Origin of the sequence: Janthinobacterium sp. BJB304, assembly GCF_002735765.1 — a bacterium.
GTDB lineage: Bacteria > Pseudomonadota > Gammaproteobacteria > Burkholderiales > Burkholderiaceae_D > Janthinobacterium.
Genome location: NZ_PDZN01000002.1, coordinates 383,442 through 400,039, shown reverse-complemented (window position 1 = coordinate 400,039; position 16,598 = coordinate 383,442). Strand labels below are relative to the sequence as shown.

The following is a 16,598-nucleotide window of genomic DNA, read 5'->3' as shown; positions in this document are numbered from 1 at the left end:
GTGGCATCAGATGCGTTCCATCTTCGGCATCCACACGCGCAGCAAGGAATACAGACGGTCCAGGTCGATCGGCTTGGCCAGGTAGTCGGATGCGCCCGCCTGCAGGCATTCTTCCTGGTCATTCTTCATGGCCTTGGCCGTAATGGCGATGATGGGCAGCTTGTTGTAGCGGCCATCGGCGCGGATCAAGCGCGTCGCTTCCAGGCCATCCATGCCCGGCATCATGACGTCCATCAACACCAGGTCGATATCGTCCACGCTGTTGAGCTTGCTGATGGCTTCGAAGCCGTTGCGGCCGATTTCCACCACCACGCCTTTCTGTTCCAGCGCATTCGTCAGGGCAAAGATGTTGCGCACGTCGTCGTCCACCAGCAAAATCTTGCGTCCTTCAAACACGCGCTCGCGGCTGCGCACCTGTTGCAGCATGCCCTGGCGCTCGCTCGACAGTTCCGACTCCACCTTGTGCAGGAAGAGGGTCACTTCGTCGAGCAGGCGTTCGGGCGAACGGGCGCCCTTGATGATGATCGAGCGCGAATATTTCATTAAATCCGCTTCTTCCTCGCGGCTCAGGTTGCGGCCCGTGTAGACGATGACGGGCGGGAACGAGCACAGCTCTTCATGTTCCATGCGTTCGAGCAATTCGTTGCCCTGGATGTCGGGCAGCTTCAAGTCGATGATCATGCAGTCGAAAATCTGTGTCTTCAGCAATTCCAGCGCCTGTTCGCCCAGCGCGACGGCTGTGATTTCCACGTCGTTGTCGCTGATCAGGTGGACCACGCTTTCGCGCTGGCGTTCGTCGTCCTCGACCAGCAGGATACGCTTCATCTGCTGCGTGAATTTCGATTCGAGCTTGCGGAACACTTCCTTCAATTGTTCGCGTGTGCGCGGCTTGGTGGCGTAGCCGATGGCGCCCAGCTGCATGGCTTCCTGGATCTGGTCGTTGCCGGAGACGATGTGCACGGGAATGTGGCGCGTCAGCGGGTTTTCCTTCAATTGCTGCAAGACCAGCAAGCCCGGGCGGTCCGGCAAGCCCATGTCGAGCAGGATGGCGTCGGGCAGGAATTCTTCCGCCAGGCGCAAGCCTTCGTCGGCGCCGTGCGCCACCAGGCAGCGGTATTGCATTTCATGCGCGAGGTCGAACAGGATGCCGGCAAACGACGGCTCATCCTCGATCACCAGCACGGAACGCTGGCCCGTCTTGGCCGGCGGCACGCTATCGCGGTCATCCTGGAAGGTGGGCAGCGGCACGGGCTTGGCGGCAGGCGCCGCCTTCGGCGCGGCGGCCGCGGTTTTTGCGGGCGCTTGCGGCGCGGCGTGGGGCGCTGCCGCCGCCTCGACCGCCCGTTCCGGCATGACGGCCGGCAGCATCAGGGTAAACGTGCTGCCCTGGCCCGGCGTGCTGGCCAGTTCGATGCTGCCGCCCAGCAAGGCGGCCAGGTCGCGCGAGATCGACAGGCCCAGGCCCGTGCCGCCATAGCGGCGGCTGGTGGTGCCGTCGGCCTGGTGGAAGGCGTCGAAAATCTTGTGCTGCTGATCGTCGGCGATGCCGATGCCCGAATCCTGCACCTGGAAGCGCACCTGGCCGGCCGCATCGGCGCTCACGTGCAGGGACACCGCGCCCGCATCGGTAAACTTGATGGCGTTCGACAGCAGGTTTTTCAGGATCTGCTCCAGGCGCTGGCGGTCGCTGACGAACGATGGCGGCGTGTCCGGCGCCACCTTGACGTCAAACACCAGTTTCTTTTGCTGCGCCTGGGCGCCGAACAGCATCTTCATGCTGCTGAGCAGCTCGTCGAAAGGCACGGCGTCCGGCGTCAATTCCAGCTTGCCCGCCTCGACCTTGGAAATGTCGAGGATGTCGTTGATGAGGGTCAGCAGGTCGTTGCCGGCCGAATAAATGGTTTGCGCAAACGTCACTTGTTCCGGCGTCAGGTTGCCGCTGCTGTTGTCGGACAACAGCTTCGACAGGATGAGCGAGCTGTTCAGCGGCGTGCGCAGCTCATGCGACATGTTCGCCAGGAACTCGGATTTGTAGCGGCTGGCCCGCTGCAGCTCTTCGGCGCGCGCTTCCAGCTGGGCGTGCGCCTGGACGATGGCCATGTTTTTCTGGTCCAGCGACAGCGCCTGCACGGCCAGCTGCTCGTTCGACTGCTCCAGCGCCGCTTTTTGCTCTTCCAGGTGGGCTTGCGACTGTTCCAGCACGCGCGATTGCTCGCCCAGCTCTTCATTGGCCGTGCGCAGTTCTTCCTGCTGCACTTCCAGTTCTTCATTCAATTGCTGCGTTTCTTCCAGTACATTTTGCAGGCGCTGACGGTACAGGGCCGCTTCCAGCGACGTGCCGATATTGGCGCCAATCAGGTTCAGCCACTCCTTGGCGCGGGCGCTGACGGGATGCGTAAAGCCCAGTTCGATGACGCCGTTGACGAGGCCTTCATTGTTGACGGGCACCAAAACCAGTTCCAGCGGCGCGCCGCTGCCCAGGCTCGACGTCACGGTCAGATAATTCTCGGGCACTTGCTGCACATGCTTGAGGCGTTTTTCGCGCGCCGTCTCGCCCACCAGGCCTTCGCCCAGCTTGAACACCTGTTTTTCCTTCACGCCCTGTTCGTTGAAGCCGTACACGGCAGTACGGCGCAGGCTGCCATCCTCGTCGACGACGTACAGGGTGGCCACGGCCACTTCCAGCCGGTGGGCCAGGAAATCGAGCACGTGCCGTCCCAGCTGCGGCAAGCCCAGCTGGCCGCTTGTGTGGGCCGCCAGCTCTGTCTGTCCCGTGCGCAGCCATGCTTGCTCCTGCAGCACGTCGTTGTCCTTGCCGCGCTGCTCCAGCGCATCGTTATAGATATCGGACAGGCGCAGCAGTTCGCGACGTCCCAGGTAGGCGAGCAAGCCGGACAATCCCAGGCTGAGGATCAGGAACACCACCACGGCCAGCATGGTGCGGCCCTCGGCCGAGTCGGCCCGCTCCTGGCGCAAGCGCTGCTCCATGGACAGGAAGGTGAGAAATTCGCGGCGGATTTCGTCGAACTCCAGCTTGCCTTCGCCCTGGCGCACGCGCGCGAGGAATTCCTGATTGTTGCGGCGCTGGGCGATCACGGCTTCCGCGTACTCCATCCACTGGCCTTGCAGCGCGCGGATGCGGCGCAAGCGGTCCACCTGGATGGGGCTGTCGGAAACGAGGTCGAGCAGCGTGTTCATTTCCACGGCGATCTTTGCCTTGCCCGATTTATACGGCGCCAAAAACGTTTCATCGCCCGTCAGCAGGTAGCCGCGCATGCCTGTTTCCAGGTCGACGGACAGCTTCATGACCTCGTTGGCGTTGCCGATCACCCGTTCGGAATGCTCGACCGAGCGCAGGGCCGACAGCAGGTAGGCGATCAGGCCGACAAACACGAGGGCCGTGACGACCCCGATAACCAGCGGCAAGGTGACGTTGCGGGCGAGGATGCGGCGAAAGCTGAAGGAGTCGATCGGGGTCTTGGTATTCATCATGTCCGTGTAAGGCTGTCGCGAAAAAGTCAATTTTAATTGAAATGCAAGGTTTCTGGTGGTCAAGCATAGCGTGCGCTAGCATAACAGTCTTGCGGTCAATTGCCGACTCGCAAGCCCGTGCAAAGCGCGCCAGCGCACAGATGAAAGTAGAAGAAAAATCAAGCTGGCCGCGATTGAGGCAGATCAAAGAGACAAGCGGTTCGCATCCTAAGATGCAGGAGGTGGCGGCGTCCCTGCGACGACTGCCGTGTGCAAACCATCCCATGCAGGAGGACATCATGGCTAATCAATTGATGCGTCGCGATCCGCAAAACCCGCTGGCACGTTTTGACCCGTTCAGCGACATGGAAGATTTCATGCATGACTTTTTCGCGCCCGCCTTGCGCTTGCGCGATGCGGGTTCGTCACGCATGCGCGTCGATATTTCCGAAACTGAGCAAGCCTATCAGGTGCAGGCAGACATTCCAGGCGTCAACAAGGACGATATCAAGGTCTCCATCGACGGGAGCCGCGTCTCCATCAGTGCCGAACTCAAGGATGAAAGAGTGACGCGCGACGGCGGCGGCAAGACCGTGCGCAGCGAACGCGAGTATGGCCAGCAATACCGCAGCTTCGTGCTGCCGCACGAGGTGGACGAGGCCGGCGCGCAGGCGCGCTATGAAAATGGCGTGCTGCTGCTGGACTTGCCGAAGAAAGAGGGGACGGGCGGGCGGCAGCTGGCGATACAGTAAGCCTGGCCAAGGAGCGGGCATGAAAAAACGCCGGACGGTGCCGGCGTTTCTTGGGTATTGTCGGGTGGCAGCGCGCTGCCGCCCGATTTGCCTCTATATATATGTCAGTCGCGGATTTCCAGTGCCCGGTTCAGGCTCAGCGCGGCCAGCGAGGCGACGGCGCCCGACAGCAGGTAGAAGCTGACATAGGCGAGGCCGAAGTTGGCCGACAGGCCCAGCGCCACCAGCGGGGCGAAGCCGGCACCGACCAGCCAGGCCAGGTCGGATGTCAGGGCCGCGCCCGTATAGCGGAAGCGGGCAGGGAAGTTGGCCGTCACGGCGCCGGCAGCCTGGCCGTAGGACAGACCCAGCAGGCTGAAGCCCACGAGGATGAACACGTCCTGGCCCGTATTGCCGCCGCCCATCAGGGTCGGCACGAAGGCGCTGAAGATGGCGATCAGCACGGCCAGCACGCCCAGGGTGGTGCGGCGGCCTACTTTATCGGCCAGCAAGCCGGAAATCACTACGCCGATGGCGGCCAGCACGGCGCCGACCATCTGGATTTGCAGGAAGTCCGGGGCCGAACGCGTCTGGTAGACGGAAATCCACGACAGCGGGAACACGGTGACCAGGTGGAACAGGGCGTAGCTGGCCAGCGCGGCGAGGGCGCCGATCAGCACGTTGCGGCCTTGGCCGCGACTCATTTCAAACACGCTCACGGGCTGCAGTTCGCGTTCGTCGAGCAGGCGCGCATATTCATTCGTCGACACCAGGCGCAAACGGGCAAACAGGGCCACGACGTTGATGGCGAAGGCCACATAGAACGGATAGCGCCAGCCCCAGTCGAGGAAGTCTTCATCCGTCAGGCTGGTCAGCATGAACCAGAACAGGCCGGCGGCGATCAGGAAGCCGGCGGGCGCGCCCAGCTGGCCCAGCATGGCGTACCAGCCGCGCTTGTTTTCCGGCGCGTTCAGGGCCAGCAGCGATGGCAAGCCATCCCAGGAACCGCCCAGGGCGACGCCCTGGCCGATGCGCAGCACGGACAGCCAGATGATGGCGGCAAAGCCCAGGTGGGAATAGGTCGGCAGGAAGGCGATGCCGGCTGTTGACACGCCCAGGAGGAAGAGGGCGAACGTCAGCTTGGCGCTGCGTCCCATGCGGCGCTGGATTTCCATGAAGATCACGGTGCCGAACGGACGGGCGATGAAGGCGAACGAGAAAATCAGGAACGCATATAAAGTCCCTTCCAGGCGTTCTTCGAACGGGAAGAAGACGCGCGGAAACACCAGCACCGAGGCGATGGCGTAAACAAAGAAGTCAAAGTATTCGGAAGCGCGGCCGATGATCACGCCGACGGCGATCTCACCGGGGTCGATATGCGATTCGACCGTGCCGGCCCCGCGTGCGTCGCGCAGGGAGTGGGGGGAAAAGTCGGCGGGTACATCGCCGCTGTGTGTGCGCGTGCTGGACATGATGATCGTCTCCAATATCGTTTCGAGTTCGGCCAACGCGTAACTTACCCCGGGTGTCTCACGCCCGGAGCAGGACTATTCATTGGATAGTTGTAGGAGAAGTCCTCGTCTACCAAGTGAAAGTCCGAGCAAGGGGTAGGACAAAACGTCCAATTGCCAGTGCGCTCCAGTGAGAATACAGTACCATATCTTCATCCCCTGTACTGGACTTTCCTGTATGTTTTCATTAAAAGTTCGTCGCGGACTGCTTCTTTTACCTCTCGCATTGTTGGCTGGTTGCAATACGGTGGTACTGAATCCGTCTGGCGACATCGCAGTTCAGCAAGGCAATCTGATTGTCATCTCGACATTGCTGATGCTGTTGATTATCGTTCCGGTAATCGCCCTGACCCTGCTGTTCGCATGGCGCTATAGAAAAAACAACACCGCGGCCAAATACGAGCCGGACTGGGACCACTCGACTCGCCTCGAGCTGATTATCTGGGGCGCGCCCCTGTTGATCATCATCGTGCTGGGCCTGCTGACCTGGATCAGCACCCACACCCTCGATCCATACCGCCCATTGAGCCGTATCGACGCCAACCGTCCCATTCCCGCCAGCCACAAGCCGATGATCGTCGAAGTCGTGGCCATGGACTGGAAATGGCTGTTCATCTACCCGGAGCAAGGCATCGCTTCCGTGAATGAACTGTACGCGCCCGTCGATCGTCCGATCCGCTTCAAGATCACCGCGTCGTCCGTCATGAACTCGTTCTTCATCCCCGCGCTGGCAGGTCAGATCTACGCCATGCCGGGCATGGAAACGCAGTTGAATGCCGTCATCAACAAGCCGGGTGTCTATAAAGGCTTCTCCGCGAACTACAGCGGTGCCGGTTTCTCGGGCATGCGCTTCAAGTTCCACGGTGTCAATGATGCGGACTTCGACAAATGGGTGGAATCGGCACGTGCCGGTGGCGGCGCGCTGAACCGCGACGACTACCTGTCGCTGGCCCAACCTAGCGAACGCGACCCGGTACGCCGCTACAGCGCCGTGCCTAACGATCTGTACAAGGCAATTCTGAACCGCACCATCGTTTCCGACGCCCTGTGCGTGACGCCGGTCGAGCCATACAAATTGACGATGGCAAAAAGCCCGGTAGCGGCCGTAACGGCAGTAGTCGCTAGCGATGCAGTCGTGGAAAAGGGCGTTCAAGCCAAGTAACCACTGCATGAATCCCGCAGCGCATCGTAGTGGCGCTGCAGATACTGGCGCCGCTTGCCTGGCGCCTCCCTTTTTTCTCTGAGAGTAACAATGCTAGACCATATTGATCTGACGAAGCTTATATTCGGCCGTCTGACTTGGGATGCAATTCCATTTCACGAACCTATCCTGCTGGCGACCTTTGCAATGGTCGCCCTGGGCGGTATCGCACTCGTTGCGGCACTGACGTATTTCCGCGTCTGGGGTACCCTGTGGCGCGACTGGATCACCAGTATCGACCATAAAAAAATCGGTATCATGTACATGATCCTGGGCTTGGTCATGCTGCTGCGCGGCTTTGCCGACGCGCTGATGATGCGTACCCAGCAGGCGATCGCCTTTGGCGACAATGCCGGCTTCCTGCCACCGCATCACTACGACCAGATCTTCACCGCCCACGGCGTGATCATGATCTTCTTCGTCGCGATGCCTTTCGTGACGGGTCTGATGAACTACGTGGTGCCGCTGCAGATCGGCGCGCGCGACGTGGCTTTCCCTTTCCTCAACAACTTCAGCTTCTGGATGACCACCATGGGCGCCGCCCTGGTCATGGCTTCGCTGTTCGTCGGCGAATTCGCCCGCACGGGCTGGCTGGCGTATCCGCCGCTGTCGGGCATCGTCGGCAGTCCGGACGTGGGGGTAGACTATTACATCTGGTCCTTGCAGATTGCCGGGGTCGGGACGCTATTGTCCGGTGTCAACCTGATCGCCACCATCGTCAAGATGCGCGCGCCTGGCATGACCTGGATGAAAATGCCCGTCTTTACCTGGACCGCACTGTGCACCAACATCCTGATCGTCGCCGCTTTCCCGGTACTGACGGCCGTATTGGCCATGCTGTCGCTGGACCGCGTTGCCGGCTTTAACTTCTTCACGACGGAACTGGGCGGCAACGCCATGATGTACGTCAACCTGATCTGGATCTGGGGTCACCCGGAAGTCTACATCCTGATCCTGCCGCTGTTCGGCGTGTTCTCGGAAGTGGTCGCCACGTTCAGCAGCAAGCGCCTGTTCGGCTACGCCTCGATGGTGTACGCCACCTGCGTCATCATGATCCTGTCGTACCTGGTATGGCTGCATCACTTCTTCACCATGGGTTCGGGCGCCAGCGTCAACTCCTTCTTCGGCATCACGACGATGATCATCTCGATCCCGACGGGCGCGAAGATCTTCAACTGGCTGTTTACCATGTACCGCGGCCGTATCCGCTTTGAACTGCCGATGCTGTGGACGATCGGCTTCATGGTCACCTTCACCATCGGCGGCATGACCGGCGTGCTGCTGGCCGTACCACCGGCGGACTTCGTCCTGCATAACAGCTTGTTCCTGATCGCCCACTTCCATAACGTGATTATCGGCGGCGTGGTGTTTGGTGTATTTGCTGCAATTAACTACTGGTACCCGAAAGCCTTCGGCTACAAGCTCGACGCGTTCTGGGGCAAGTGCTCGTTCTGGTTCTGGTTCGTCGGCTTCTACCTGGCCTTCATGCCGCTGTACGTGCTGGGCCTGATGGGCGTGACCCGTCGTGTCAACCACTTTGAAGATCCATCCTTGCAAATCTGGACCATCATCGCCTGGTTTGGCGCCGTCTCGATCGCGCTGGGCATCGGTTCCCTGCTGATGCAGTTCTATGTGAGTTTCCGCAACCGTCACGCCCTGCGCGACGTTACCGGCGACCCATGGGGCGGCCGTACGCTGGAATGGTCGACGTCGTCGCCACCGCCAGACTATAATTTCGCCTTCACGCCACAAGTGCACGAACTCGATGCATGGACTGACATGAAGAAACACGGTTACCAGCGTCCGACGTCCGGTTTCACGAAGATCCACATGCCGAAGAACACCTGGGCTGGTTTCGTGATCGCCGCACTGTCCGCACTGGTCGGTTTTGGCCTGATCTGGCAAATGTGGCTCGTCGCCAGCGTTGGCTTCGTGGTCATGATGATTACGATCATCGTCCATACCTTTAACTACAAGCGCGATTACTACATTCCTGCGGAAGAAGTGGTCCGTACCGAAGACGCTTATACTAAATTGCTGAGCAGCCATGTCTGATACCATCGCCCATAACACCGGCGCCGCTGGCGCCGCACCAAGCACGCGCAGCTACTTTGTGCGCGAGCACCACCCGGAAAACGGCAGCTTGCTCGGTTTCTGGCTCTACCTGATGAGCGATTGCCTGATCTTCGCCTGTCTGTTCGCCACGTACGCCGTGGTCGGCCGCAGCTACGCGGACGGCCCGACGGGCGCCGCGCTGTTCGACCTGCCGCTGGTGGCCGTCAACACGGCCATGCTGCTGCTGTCGTCGATCACCTACGGCTTCGCCATGCTGGCCATGCAGCGCAAGCAATTGCGCAGCACCCTGGTCTGGCTGGGCATCACGGGCCTGTTCGGCCTGGCCTTCCTGTCGCTGGAAATGTATGAATTCATTCATCTGATCCACGAAGGCGCCGGTCCGCAGCGCAGCGCGTTCCTGTCGTCGTTCTTTGCCCTGGTCGGTACCCACGGCTTGCACGTGACGTTCGGCGTGATCTGGCTCGTGACCTTGATGTTCCAGTTGAACAAGCATGGCCTGACCCCGGAAAACGGCCGCCGCATGATGTGCCTGTCGCTGTTCTGGCACTTCCTGGACGTCATCTGGATCGGCGTCTTCACCTTTGTCTACCTGATGGGAGTGCTGCCATGAGCGACCACCACACACACGGCGATAGCCACCACCATGACAACCACGATCATGGCAGCCTGAAAAGCTACGCCATCGGTTTCATCCTGTCGGTGATCCTGACGGCCATTCCGTTCTGGCTGGTGATGACGAAAGCCATCACCAACTCGGGCACCATGGGCCTGGTCCTGCTGGCATTCGCGGCCGTTCAAGTGGTGGTACACATGGTGTACTTCCTGCACATGAACACCAAGTCCGAAGGCGGCTGGAACATGATGGCGCTGATCTTCACGATCATGATCGTGGGCATTGCCATGGCCGGTTCCCTGTGGGTCATGTACCACATGAACCACAACATGATGCCGGATCTGATGCCTGAGTACATGCATACGAAAACGGCTCCATGATGAGTCAACCGCGCCCAAGCAACACCGGGCGCGCCCCTGGCGCCGCATCGCAAGATGCCGCGCCAGGCCCACGCGGCATGGCTGTGCGGTATGCACTGGCCTTGCTGGCGGGGATCTTGTTTGCCGGTTTCTGCGTCCTGGGAACCTGGCAAGTCAAGCGCCTGTTCTGGAAGCTTGACCTGATCGAGCGCGTCGAACAACGCGTACATGCGCCCGCAACGGACGCGCCTGGACCCGCAGCCTGGGCCAGCATCACGCAGCAAACGGATGAATACCGCCATGTGCGACTCTCCGGTACTTATCTCCCCATTTTCAATACCCTGGTGCAGGCAACGACGGCACTGGGCAGCGGTTACTGGCTGGTGACGCCCTTGCGCCTGGCCGACGGCAGCACCGTGCTCATCAACCGCGGCTTTGTGCCGAAACGCGCCAGCATCGCCGCCAGCACGCCGGCCGGCATCGTCGAGGTCGACGGCTTGCTGCGCATCAGCGAGACGGGCGGCGGTTTCCTGCGTGAAAACAGTCCTGCCACGCAGCACTGGTATTCGCGCGACGTGGCCGCCATCGCCGGCTCGCACATGCTGAGCAACGTGGCGCCATATTTCGTCGATGCGAAAGAGAAATCGGAAACGGCCAGTGACGCCCCCGTCGGTGGCCTGACCGTGATCTCGTTCCACAACAACCACCTCGTGTACGCGTTGACGTGGTTTGCGCTGGCCCTGATGGTGGCCGGCATCACGTGGTGGATCGTGCGCGAGGACAAGCGCCGCCGCGCGCGCAAGGCGGGCAATGCCCATCGCCAGGAAAGCGACCATGCCGGGCAGGATTGAAATCCTGCCCAACCGCGAGGTACTAGAACGCGGCGCCGTGGCGGCCGAGATGGAACACCCGGCCGGCCACCAGAACATGAAGCTGCTGATCCAGCTGCGCTGGCTGGCCGTGATCGGCCAGATCAGCACGATCTTCGGCGTGGGCGTGGGATTGGGCATCGCCTTGCCCGTGCCCTACATGCTGGAAGTGCTGTCCTGCCTCATCGCCTTCAACCTGGCCAGCCTGCTGCGCTGGCACGAGCGCCAGCCCGTTTCCAACACGGCCCTGTTTCTGGCGCTGCTGGTCGACGTCACCGTGCTGACGGCCCAGCTCTACCTGAGCGGCGGCATCAGCAACCCGTTTGCCTTCCTGTATTTATTGCAAGTCATCCTCAGCGCCGTGCTGCTGGAAGTGTGGTCGACCTGGATCATGGTGGCCATTACCAGCCTGTGCCTGGCGGGCCTGGCCTTGCTGCCCGGCCCCTTGATCCTGCCGATCGACCCCGAGCGCGGCTTTTCCAGCCTGTACGTGCAGGGCTTGCTGATCTGTTTTATTTTGAACGCCGCCTTGCTGGTGGTGTTCATCACGCGCATCAACCGCAACCAGCGGGCCGGCGACGCCAAGGTGGCCGACTTGCGCCAGCGCGCGGCGGAAGAGGAGCACATCATCCGCATGGGCTTGCTGGCCTCGGGCGCCGCGCACGAGCTGGGCACGCCGCTGGCAACCTTGTCCGTCATCCTCGGCGACTGGCGCCGCATGCCGGAATTGAGCAAGAACAGCGAATTGCTGGAAGAAATCACGGAAATGCAGGCGCAATTGCAGCGCTGCAAGAGCATCGTCAGCGGCATTTTATTGTCGGCGGGCGAGGCGCGCGGGGAATCTTCCGTCAAGACGACGATCAATACCTTCCTCAACGACCTGGTCGACGAGTGGCGCACGAGCCGCCCGATCCAGGATTTCGAGTACGATAACCGCATCGAGCACGACGTGCCCGTCGTCTTCGATTCGACCTTGAAACAAACCATCTGCAATGTGCTCGACAATGCGCTGGAAGCGTCGCCCGAATGGCTGCGTTTTGAAGCGACGCGCGAAGCGGACGCCTTGCACTTGGTCGTTACCGATGCGGGCCCCGGCTTCGAGCCGTCGATGCTGACGCACCTGGGTAAACCATATCAAAGCAGCAAGGGCAAGCCCGGCGGCGGCCTGGGTCTGTTCCTGGTGGTCAATGTCGCGCGTACCTTGGGCGGCACGGTGACGGCGCGCAACCGGGTACAGGGCGGGGCGGTGGTGCACCTGGCCTTGCCGCTGGCGGCCATCAAACTGGAAAGAGAAAGCGACCACCATGCAGGATGACCGTCTGTTACTGATCGTGGAAGACGATGCCGCGTTTGCCCGCACGCTGGGCCGCTCGTTCGAGCGGCGCGGCTATCAGGTCATACTGGCCACCAATTTCGACGAGGCCAGCGCCTTGCTGGAACAGCATTGCCCCGACTACGCCGTCGTCGATTTGAAACTCAATGGCAACACTTCGGGCCTGGCCTGCGTGCAGATGCTGCACCAGCACGACCCGGAAATGCTGATCGTCGTGCTGACGGGCTACGCCAGCATCGGCACGGCCGTCGAAGCGATCAAGCTGGGCGCCTGCCAGTATTTGGCGAAACCGTCGAACACGGACGACATCGAAGCGGCCTTCGGCCACGTGGCCGGCAACGCCGACATCGAACTGACGAATCGCGCCACCAACATCAAGACCCTGGAATGGGAACGCATCCACGAAATGCTGGCCGAAACGGATTTTAATATTTCGGAAACGGCGAGACGGCTGGGCATGCACCGGCGCACGCTGGCGCGCAAGCTGGAAAAGCAGCGGGTGAAGTAGTGTATTGCGCTGGTCACTGCGCAGCCTGATCGTTGTCGAATGCCAGTTCGATCGTACTGTCGTCGCTCCAGTCCTGCTCCCGCAACGGCGGCGTGAACGACGAGCCGCTGAATGGCACGGGCGCGCTTTTCCCATTGAAACTGATCGTCGCGGCCGTGATGCGCCGCGTTTCCGTAAAGCTGTAGGTGCCTTTCTGCGACACGAAATTGCAGGGCCCGCCCATTGCGCTCATCATGGTGCGCATGGCGAAAGGCAAGGTCTCCTTGTCGATGGCCCAGTGGACTTCGCACGCCAGCCGCAGGTCGCCCAAGCGGCGCAGCGTGTCGCTGGTCGCCGCGCTCCTGACGTAGGGTATCCACCGGACCGAACCCGCCTTGCGGTTCACTGTCAGCTCGGCCTTGTCGTACAGCGGACCCTGTCCGACGGGCAAGCTGAAGATATTGCGCTCCTCCAACGGTATCGCCAGGCCCGCCTCGTCGCTTTCCAGCCGCAGCGCGATGCCCTGCATGTCGACGTCGGCGCGGCGCGGTTCCAGGATGAATTTCAACTCCGTGCCGGGAGCCAGCGCATGCTTTTCCTCGAAGCGCTTGACGCCCTTGAGCATGGCACTGTAGGGCTTCCAGTCCGGGTCCCGCATGCCCTTTACGCTGACGGACGCCGCCGCATCCTGCGCGGCCTGTTCCACGGCTGGTTCCGTATCAGCGCAAGCTTGCGCCGCGGCACCGCACAAACACAGCAAAAGCCCCGCTCTTTTAATGGCACGCATACCTGATCTTTCTATTCATGAATGAAAACGCGAGTGTAGAAAAAAACACCGGCATGAGCAGGTTTTTAAGACAGAGCGTCAATTGGGATGAATGAAGTGCTTGAAACCGCTGTTTTCCGGGATTCGATGACAAGATATCTCACAGCAGCCGGACTGGCCGGATACATAACAAAATCCGGCCGAAAATAAGGCCATTATGCCCGCATCCGCCATTCCATCTTCTGCACCTGGATATGCGGATGGCTTTCCAGCGCTTCCCATTCCGGCAAAAAGACAAAACCCTGTTTCTGATAGAAGGCGGCCGCGCGCACATTCTCGGGCGCCACGTCGAGTACCAGCCGGGAATGGCCGTTGTCCACCGCGCATTGTTTCACGGCGTCGACCAGCCCCTGGGCCACGGCCCGGCCGCGGTATTGCTGTTGCACCCACATGGCGATCAGGTGGCACTCGCCATTACCGGCGAGCACCTGCGCGGCGAGGCCGATTGGTTGATCGTCGTCAAAGGCGAGGAAAAACGTGCGCTGCGGCGTGCTGATGGCGCGCTGCTGCCAGTCGGCATCGGAAAAAGCGGCCGCGCTGGCGTGACTGGCGCCAAAGGCAGTGGGGGCGTCGAGCAGGGCGGCCAGGCGCGTGGACTTCAGCGCTGGCCAGTCGCTGGCGGTGGTGGCGCGGATGAGAAGGGGATTCAACGCTGCGGCATTCCTTAACTGGCCGGGGCGGCCGTGGAGGTGAAAAGTATTGAATAATATTAACAGGATCGCAGCCTGGTTTGCTGCCGTTCCCGTACATTTGCTCACGCCAAGTTGTATGCGCGTCCTGACAGTTCCAGCAGTGCCCTGGCCTGGGCTATCACCAGCAAGGCCGCGCGGTAAAAGGCATCGGGCGAAGAGCTGACGTCGTCGACCAGCACTTCCGTGATCCACACGCCGCTGCTTGCCAGATAGTGGGGAAAAGCGTCGTTCATGCCCTCATGCAAGCCTTGCAGGATGGCCGCCTGGTATTCTTCGGGACATGCCACCTGCCAATGGATGCCAGCTTGCTGATTATCATGAAATTGAATGCGCAATCCTGCCGTGCGGAAGCGCCCGCCCAGGTGCTGGCTGAACCAGGCCAAGTGCTCGGTCTGCAGGGGAACCCTGCCATGTTGAGCTGTCATGATTGATCCCATATTTCCACCGTCAGCAGCTGGCCTGGCGAGCACGCGGCGATGCGCTCCGGATACACGGTAATGCAGCCGGGCCAGCCCGTGAGCTTATCTTGCGGAAATTCCCCGTCCTGCGCTTCGGCGATGCCCGCCAGCAGCAGGGGCGCGATGACGTCCGCCGAGGCCGTGTAGCGGTTGGGGAAGCCGTTGAAGGCCAGCTGGGTCGCCTTGCCTTGCTCACACAATTGCGCGATCCAGTCGGCGCCGAGCAGGCCCGCTTCCCACGTGGCGAGAAACGCTTCCTTGTTGACCTTCGTCATATCGGCCATTTGTTCCGGCGTTTCTGTCGAGATAATCGTCCACCAGCCTGACATGGGTATTCCTTGTGAAAAGTGAAAATTAACGGGTCATGGCGCGGCGCAGCAGGTAGCTGAGGCCATCGACGGCGGCCACCATCAGCAGCATGGCGACGATGACGGTAGCGGCGTTCTGCATCTGGAACAGTGACAGATGGTATTTCAGCATCTGCCCCAGGCCGCCCGCACCGACGACGCCGAGGATGGCGGCGGCGCGGATATTGTTTTCCCAGCGGTACAAAGTGTAGGACATCATCTGCGGCCCGCACTGCGGCAAGGTCGCGTACAAAAAGGCCACGGCGGGCCGCGCGCCATTGATGCGCAGGGTGGCTGCCGGCAAGGGCGGGCAATTTTCGAAGGCGTCGGCAAACAAGCGGCCCAGCACGCCTACGGTGTGCAGGGCCAGGGCCAGGGTGCCGGCGAACGGGCCCAGGCCGGCGGCGATCAGCAAAATTGAGGCCCACACCAGTTCCGGGATCGAGCGCAGCACATTCAAGACACCACGCGTCGCGTTGCGCGCCAGGCTGCCGAAACGGCCGCTGGCGGGCAGGGCCAGCAGCGCACCCAGGAAAGCGGCAATCACCGTGCCGATGGCCGACATGGCCAGTGTCTCGAACGTGGCCATGCCGACTTTCATCAGGAAGGGGGCGGCCAGCTCGGGCGGGGCGAAGCCGTGCAGGAAATCGGCGCTCGTGCGCACGGCGTCGGCACTGAAGAACTCTCCCCATTTCAGGGGCAGGGTGGCGAAGCTGGTGATGACCAGCATCAATAAACCGGCGAGCAAGGCCCAGGTCGACCAGCGCACGGGAGCAGGGGCGGGCAACATCGGTCCAGTCTTCATGCCAGCCTCCGGCGCAGCATGGCGGACACGGCGTCGGCGCCCGCCACCAGCAGCACGAACACCATCAGCATGGTGGCCAGTTCATTGCCTGCCATCATCTTCATCGATTCATCCATGCGCTGGCCCAGGCCACCCGCGCCGACAAATCCCATGACGACGGAGCCGCGGATCGCGCATTCCCAGCGGTAAATCGTGTACGACACCAGTTCAGCGGCCGATTCGGGCAGGGCGCCGTACAGCAAGGCTTTTAATCTGCCGCTGCCGTTGTTCAATAAGGCGTTGCAAGCGGCGGCATCCGACGATTCGAGGATTTCCGCATACACCTTGCCCAGCATGCCGCAATAGGTGAGCGCGATGGCGATCACTCCCGCCGTCGGCCCCAGGCCGACGATGCGTACTAATAGTAAGGCCCAGACCAGTTCCGGCACGCTGCGCAGCAACACCAGCAGCGCACGGACCGCGTGGCGCAGCGCGGCGGCCAGGGGCGCCACCCGGCCGGAACCGATGCGGGAAATCGACAGGCGCTCCGTCACCAGCAAGGTCAAGGGAATGGCGCCCAGCATGGCCAAGGCCATGCCGGCCGTGGCCATGGCGATGGTTTCCCAGCTGGAAATGGCCACCAGCTGCAAAAATTCCAGCGAGTGGGCGGGCGGCACGAAACTGGCGATGAATTGCCAGGTGGCTGCCAGGCTTTGCGCATCCCAGAGTATCCACGGCTTGAATTCGGCCTGCACCAGCATCGGCCACAGCACGAGCAGCACGACGGCAGCCGTCGTCAGGCGGCCGCGCCAGGCGGGGTCGCGCGGCATGGCGGCGTCA

At 61.5% G+C, this 16,598-nt stretch carries 16 protein-coding genes; 8 read left to right on the top strand and 8 right to left on the bottom strand.

The annotated features are described in order from the left end of the window. Positions 1 to 6: 6 nt before the first annotated feature. Positions 7 to 3,489, bottom strand: a complete 3,483-nt coding sequence (locus tag CSQ95_RS03810) for a response regulator (protein WP_099408591.1) — start codon at positions 3,487 to 3,489, stop codon at positions 7 to 9. Between the two features lie 281 nt (positions 3,490 to 3,770). Here CSQ95_RS03810 and CSQ95_RS03805 point away from each other — a divergent pair, with 281 nt between their 5' ends. Next, positions 3,771 to 4,223: an Hsp20/alpha crystallin family protein gene (locus CSQ95_RS03805; RefSeq protein WP_070218889.1), complete on the top strand. Its 453-nt coding sequence runs from the start codon at positions 3,771 to 3,773 to the stop codon at positions 4,221 to 4,223. A gap of 104 nt (positions 4,224 to 4,327) precedes the next feature. Here the strand turns inward: CSQ95_RS03805 and CSQ95_RS03800 are convergent, their stop codons facing one another. Further along, complete coding sequence (locus CSQ95_RS03800; RefSeq protein ID WP_070218888.1) at positions 4,328 to 5,674, bottom strand: MFS transporter; 1,347 nt, start codon at positions 5,672 to 5,674, stop codon at positions 4,328 to 4,330. A gap of 217 nt (positions 5,675 to 5,891) precedes the next feature. Here CSQ95_RS03800 and cyoA point away from each other — a divergent pair, with 217 nt between their 5' ends. From cyoA to CSQ95_RS03765, 7 genes are all read left to right on the top strand, one after another. Then, a complete protein-coding gene (gene cyoA, locus CSQ95_RS03795; protein ID WP_175444764.1) occupies positions 5,892 to 6,875 on the top strand; it encodes a ubiquinol oxidase subunit II in 984 nt (327 codons plus the stop codon). 90 nt (positions 6,876 to 6,965) lie between these two features. After that, complete coding sequence (cyoB, locus tag CSQ95_RS03790; protein WP_070288466.1) at positions 6,966 to 8,969, top strand: cytochrome o ubiquinol oxidase subunit I; 2,004 nt, start codon at positions 6,966 to 6,968, stop codon at positions 8,967 to 8,969. Next, positions 8,962 to 9,600 carry a cytochrome o ubiquinol oxidase subunit III gene (cyoC, locus tag CSQ95_RS03785; RefSeq protein ID WP_034788486.1) on the top strand — a complete coding sequence of 213 codons (639 nt, stop codon included), beginning with the start codon at positions 8,962 to 8,964 and terminating at the stop codon, positions 9,598 to 9,600. The genes cyoB and cyoC overlap by 8 nt, the downstream gene beginning before the upstream one ends. Continuing rightward, positions 9,597 to 9,983, top strand: coding sequence for a cytochrome o ubiquinol oxidase subunit IV (cyoD, locus tag CSQ95_RS03780; RefSeq protein ID WP_034788483.1), 387 nt, complete (start codon positions 9,597 to 9,599; stop codon positions 9,981 to 9,983). The genes cyoC and cyoD overlap by 4 nt, the downstream gene beginning before the upstream one ends. Continuing rightward, positions 9,980 to 10,813 carry an SURF1 family protein gene (locus CSQ95_RS03775; protein ID WP_099408536.1) on the top strand — a complete coding sequence of 278 codons (834 nt, stop codon included), beginning with the start codon at positions 9,980 to 9,982 and terminating at the stop codon, positions 10,811 to 10,813. The genes cyoD and CSQ95_RS03775 overlap by 4 nt, the downstream gene beginning before the upstream one ends. Further along, on the top strand, positions 10,797 to 12,146 hold the full coding sequence (locus tag CSQ95_RS03770; RefSeq protein WP_099408535.1) for an ATP-binding protein: 1,350 nt from the start codon (positions 10,797 to 10,799) through the stop codon (positions 12,144 to 12,146). The genes CSQ95_RS03775 and CSQ95_RS03770 overlap by 17 nt, the downstream gene beginning before the upstream one ends. Then, positions 12,136 to 12,672: a response regulator transcription factor gene (locus CSQ95_RS03765; RefSeq protein ID WP_034788474.1), complete on the top strand. Its 537-nt coding sequence runs from the start codon at positions 12,136 to 12,138 to the stop codon at positions 12,670 to 12,672. Before CSQ95_RS03770 ends, CSQ95_RS03765 begins: the two co-directional genes overlap by 11 nt. A gap of 13 nt (positions 12,673 to 12,685) precedes the next feature. Here CSQ95_RS03765 and CSQ95_RS03760 read toward each other — a convergent pair whose 3' ends face one another. The 6 genes from CSQ95_RS03760 to CSQ95_RS03735 all read right to left on the bottom strand — a co-directional run bounded on the left by CSQ95_RS03760 (position 12,686) and on the right by CSQ95_RS03735 (position 16,588). Next, positions 12,686 to 13,357 carry a hypothetical protein gene (locus CSQ95_RS03760; protein WP_099408534.1) on the bottom strand — a complete coding sequence of 224 codons (672 nt, stop codon included), beginning with the start codon at positions 13,355 to 13,357 and terminating at the stop codon, positions 12,686 to 12,688. Between the two features lie 275 nt (positions 13,358 to 13,632). Then, positions 13,633 to 14,127, bottom strand: coding sequence for a GNAT family N-acetyltransferase (locus CSQ95_RS03755; RefSeq protein WP_099408533.1), 495 nt, complete (start codon positions 14,125 to 14,127; stop codon positions 13,633 to 13,635). A gap of 104 nt (positions 14,128 to 14,231) precedes the next feature. After that, positions 14,232 to 14,594, bottom strand: coding sequence for a hypothetical protein (locus CSQ95_RS03750; protein ID WP_143449896.1), 363 nt, complete (start codon positions 14,592 to 14,594; stop codon positions 14,232 to 14,234). After that, a complete protein-coding gene (locus CSQ95_RS03745) occupies positions 14,591 to 14,956 on the bottom strand; it encodes a hypothetical protein (RefSeq protein ID WP_099408531.1) in 366 nt (121 codons plus the stop codon). The genes CSQ95_RS03750 and CSQ95_RS03745 overlap by 4 nt, the downstream gene beginning before the upstream one ends. Positions 14,957 to 14,981: 25 nt before the next feature. Further along, the gene (gene phnE / locus CSQ95_RS03740) at positions 14,982 to 15,779 is read right to left on the bottom strand and encodes a phosphonate ABC transporter, permease protein PhnE (RefSeq protein ID WP_099408530.1); all 798 of its coding nucleotides are present in this window, start codon (positions 15,777 to 15,779) and stop codon (positions 14,982 to 14,984) included. Next, a complete protein-coding gene (locus tag CSQ95_RS03735) occupies positions 15,776 to 16,588 on the bottom strand; it encodes an ABC transporter permease (protein ID WP_099408590.1) in 813 nt (270 codons plus the stop codon). Before CSQ95_RS03735 ends, phnE begins: the two co-directional genes overlap by 4 nt. Positions 16,589 to 16,598 lie beyond the last annotated feature (10 nt).

What these genes read in the sequence shown, in the direction of transcription:
- CSQ95_RS03810 (WP_099408591.1), bottom strand. Translation starts at nt 3,489, where the DNA reads ATGAATACCAAGACCCCGATCGACTCCTTCAGCTTTCGCCGCATCCTC.
- CSQ95_RS03805 (WP_070218889.1), top strand. Translation starts at nt 3,771, where the DNA reads ATGGCTAATCAATTGATGCGTCGCGATCCGCAAAACCCGCTGGCACGT.
- CSQ95_RS03800 (WP_070218888.1), bottom strand. Translation starts at nt 5,674, where the DNA reads ATGTCCAGCACGCGCACACACAGCGGCGATGTACCCGCCGACTTTTCC.
- cyoA (WP_175444764.1), top strand. Translation starts at nt 5,892, where the DNA reads ATGTTTTCATTAAAAGTTCGTCGCGGACTGCTTCTTTTACCTCTCGCA.
- cyoB (WP_070288466.1), top strand. Translation starts at nt 6,966, where the DNA reads ATGCTAGACCATATTGATCTGACGAAGCTTATATTCGGCCGTCTGACT.
- cyoC (WP_034788486.1), top strand. Translation starts at nt 8,962, where the DNA reads ATGTCTGATACCATCGCCCATAACACCGGCGCCGCTGGCGCCGCACCA.
- cyoD (WP_034788483.1), top strand. Translation starts at nt 9,597, where the DNA reads ATGAGCGACCACCACACACACGGCGATAGCCACCACCATGACAACCAC.
- CSQ95_RS03775 (WP_099408536.1), top strand. Translation starts at nt 9,980, where the DNA reads ATGATGAGTCAACCGCGCCCAAGCAACACCGGGCGCGCCCCTGGCGCC.
- CSQ95_RS03770 (WP_099408535.1), top strand. Translation starts at nt 10,797, where the DNA reads ATGCCGGGCAGGATTGAAATCCTGCCCAACCGCGAGGTACTAGAACGC.
- CSQ95_RS03765 (WP_034788474.1), top strand. Translation starts at nt 12,136, where the DNA reads ATGCAGGATGACCGTCTGTTACTGATCGTGGAAGACGATGCCGCGTTT.
- CSQ95_RS03750 (WP_143449896.1), bottom strand. Translation starts at nt 14,594, where the DNA reads ATGACAGCTCAACATGGCAGGGTTCCCCTGCAGACCGAGCACTTGGCC.
- CSQ95_RS03745 (WP_099408531.1), bottom strand. Translation starts at nt 14,956, where the DNA reads ATGTCAGGCTGGTGGACGATTATCTCGACAGAAACGCCGGAACAAATG.
- phnE (WP_099408530.1), bottom strand. Translation starts at nt 15,779, where the DNA reads ATGAAGACTGGACCGATGTTGCCCGCCCCTGCTCCCGTGCGCTGGTCG.
- CSQ95_RS03735 (WP_099408590.1), bottom strand. Translation starts at nt 16,588, where the DNA reads ATGCCGCGCGACCCCGCCTGGCGCGGCCGCCTGACGACGGCTGCCGTC.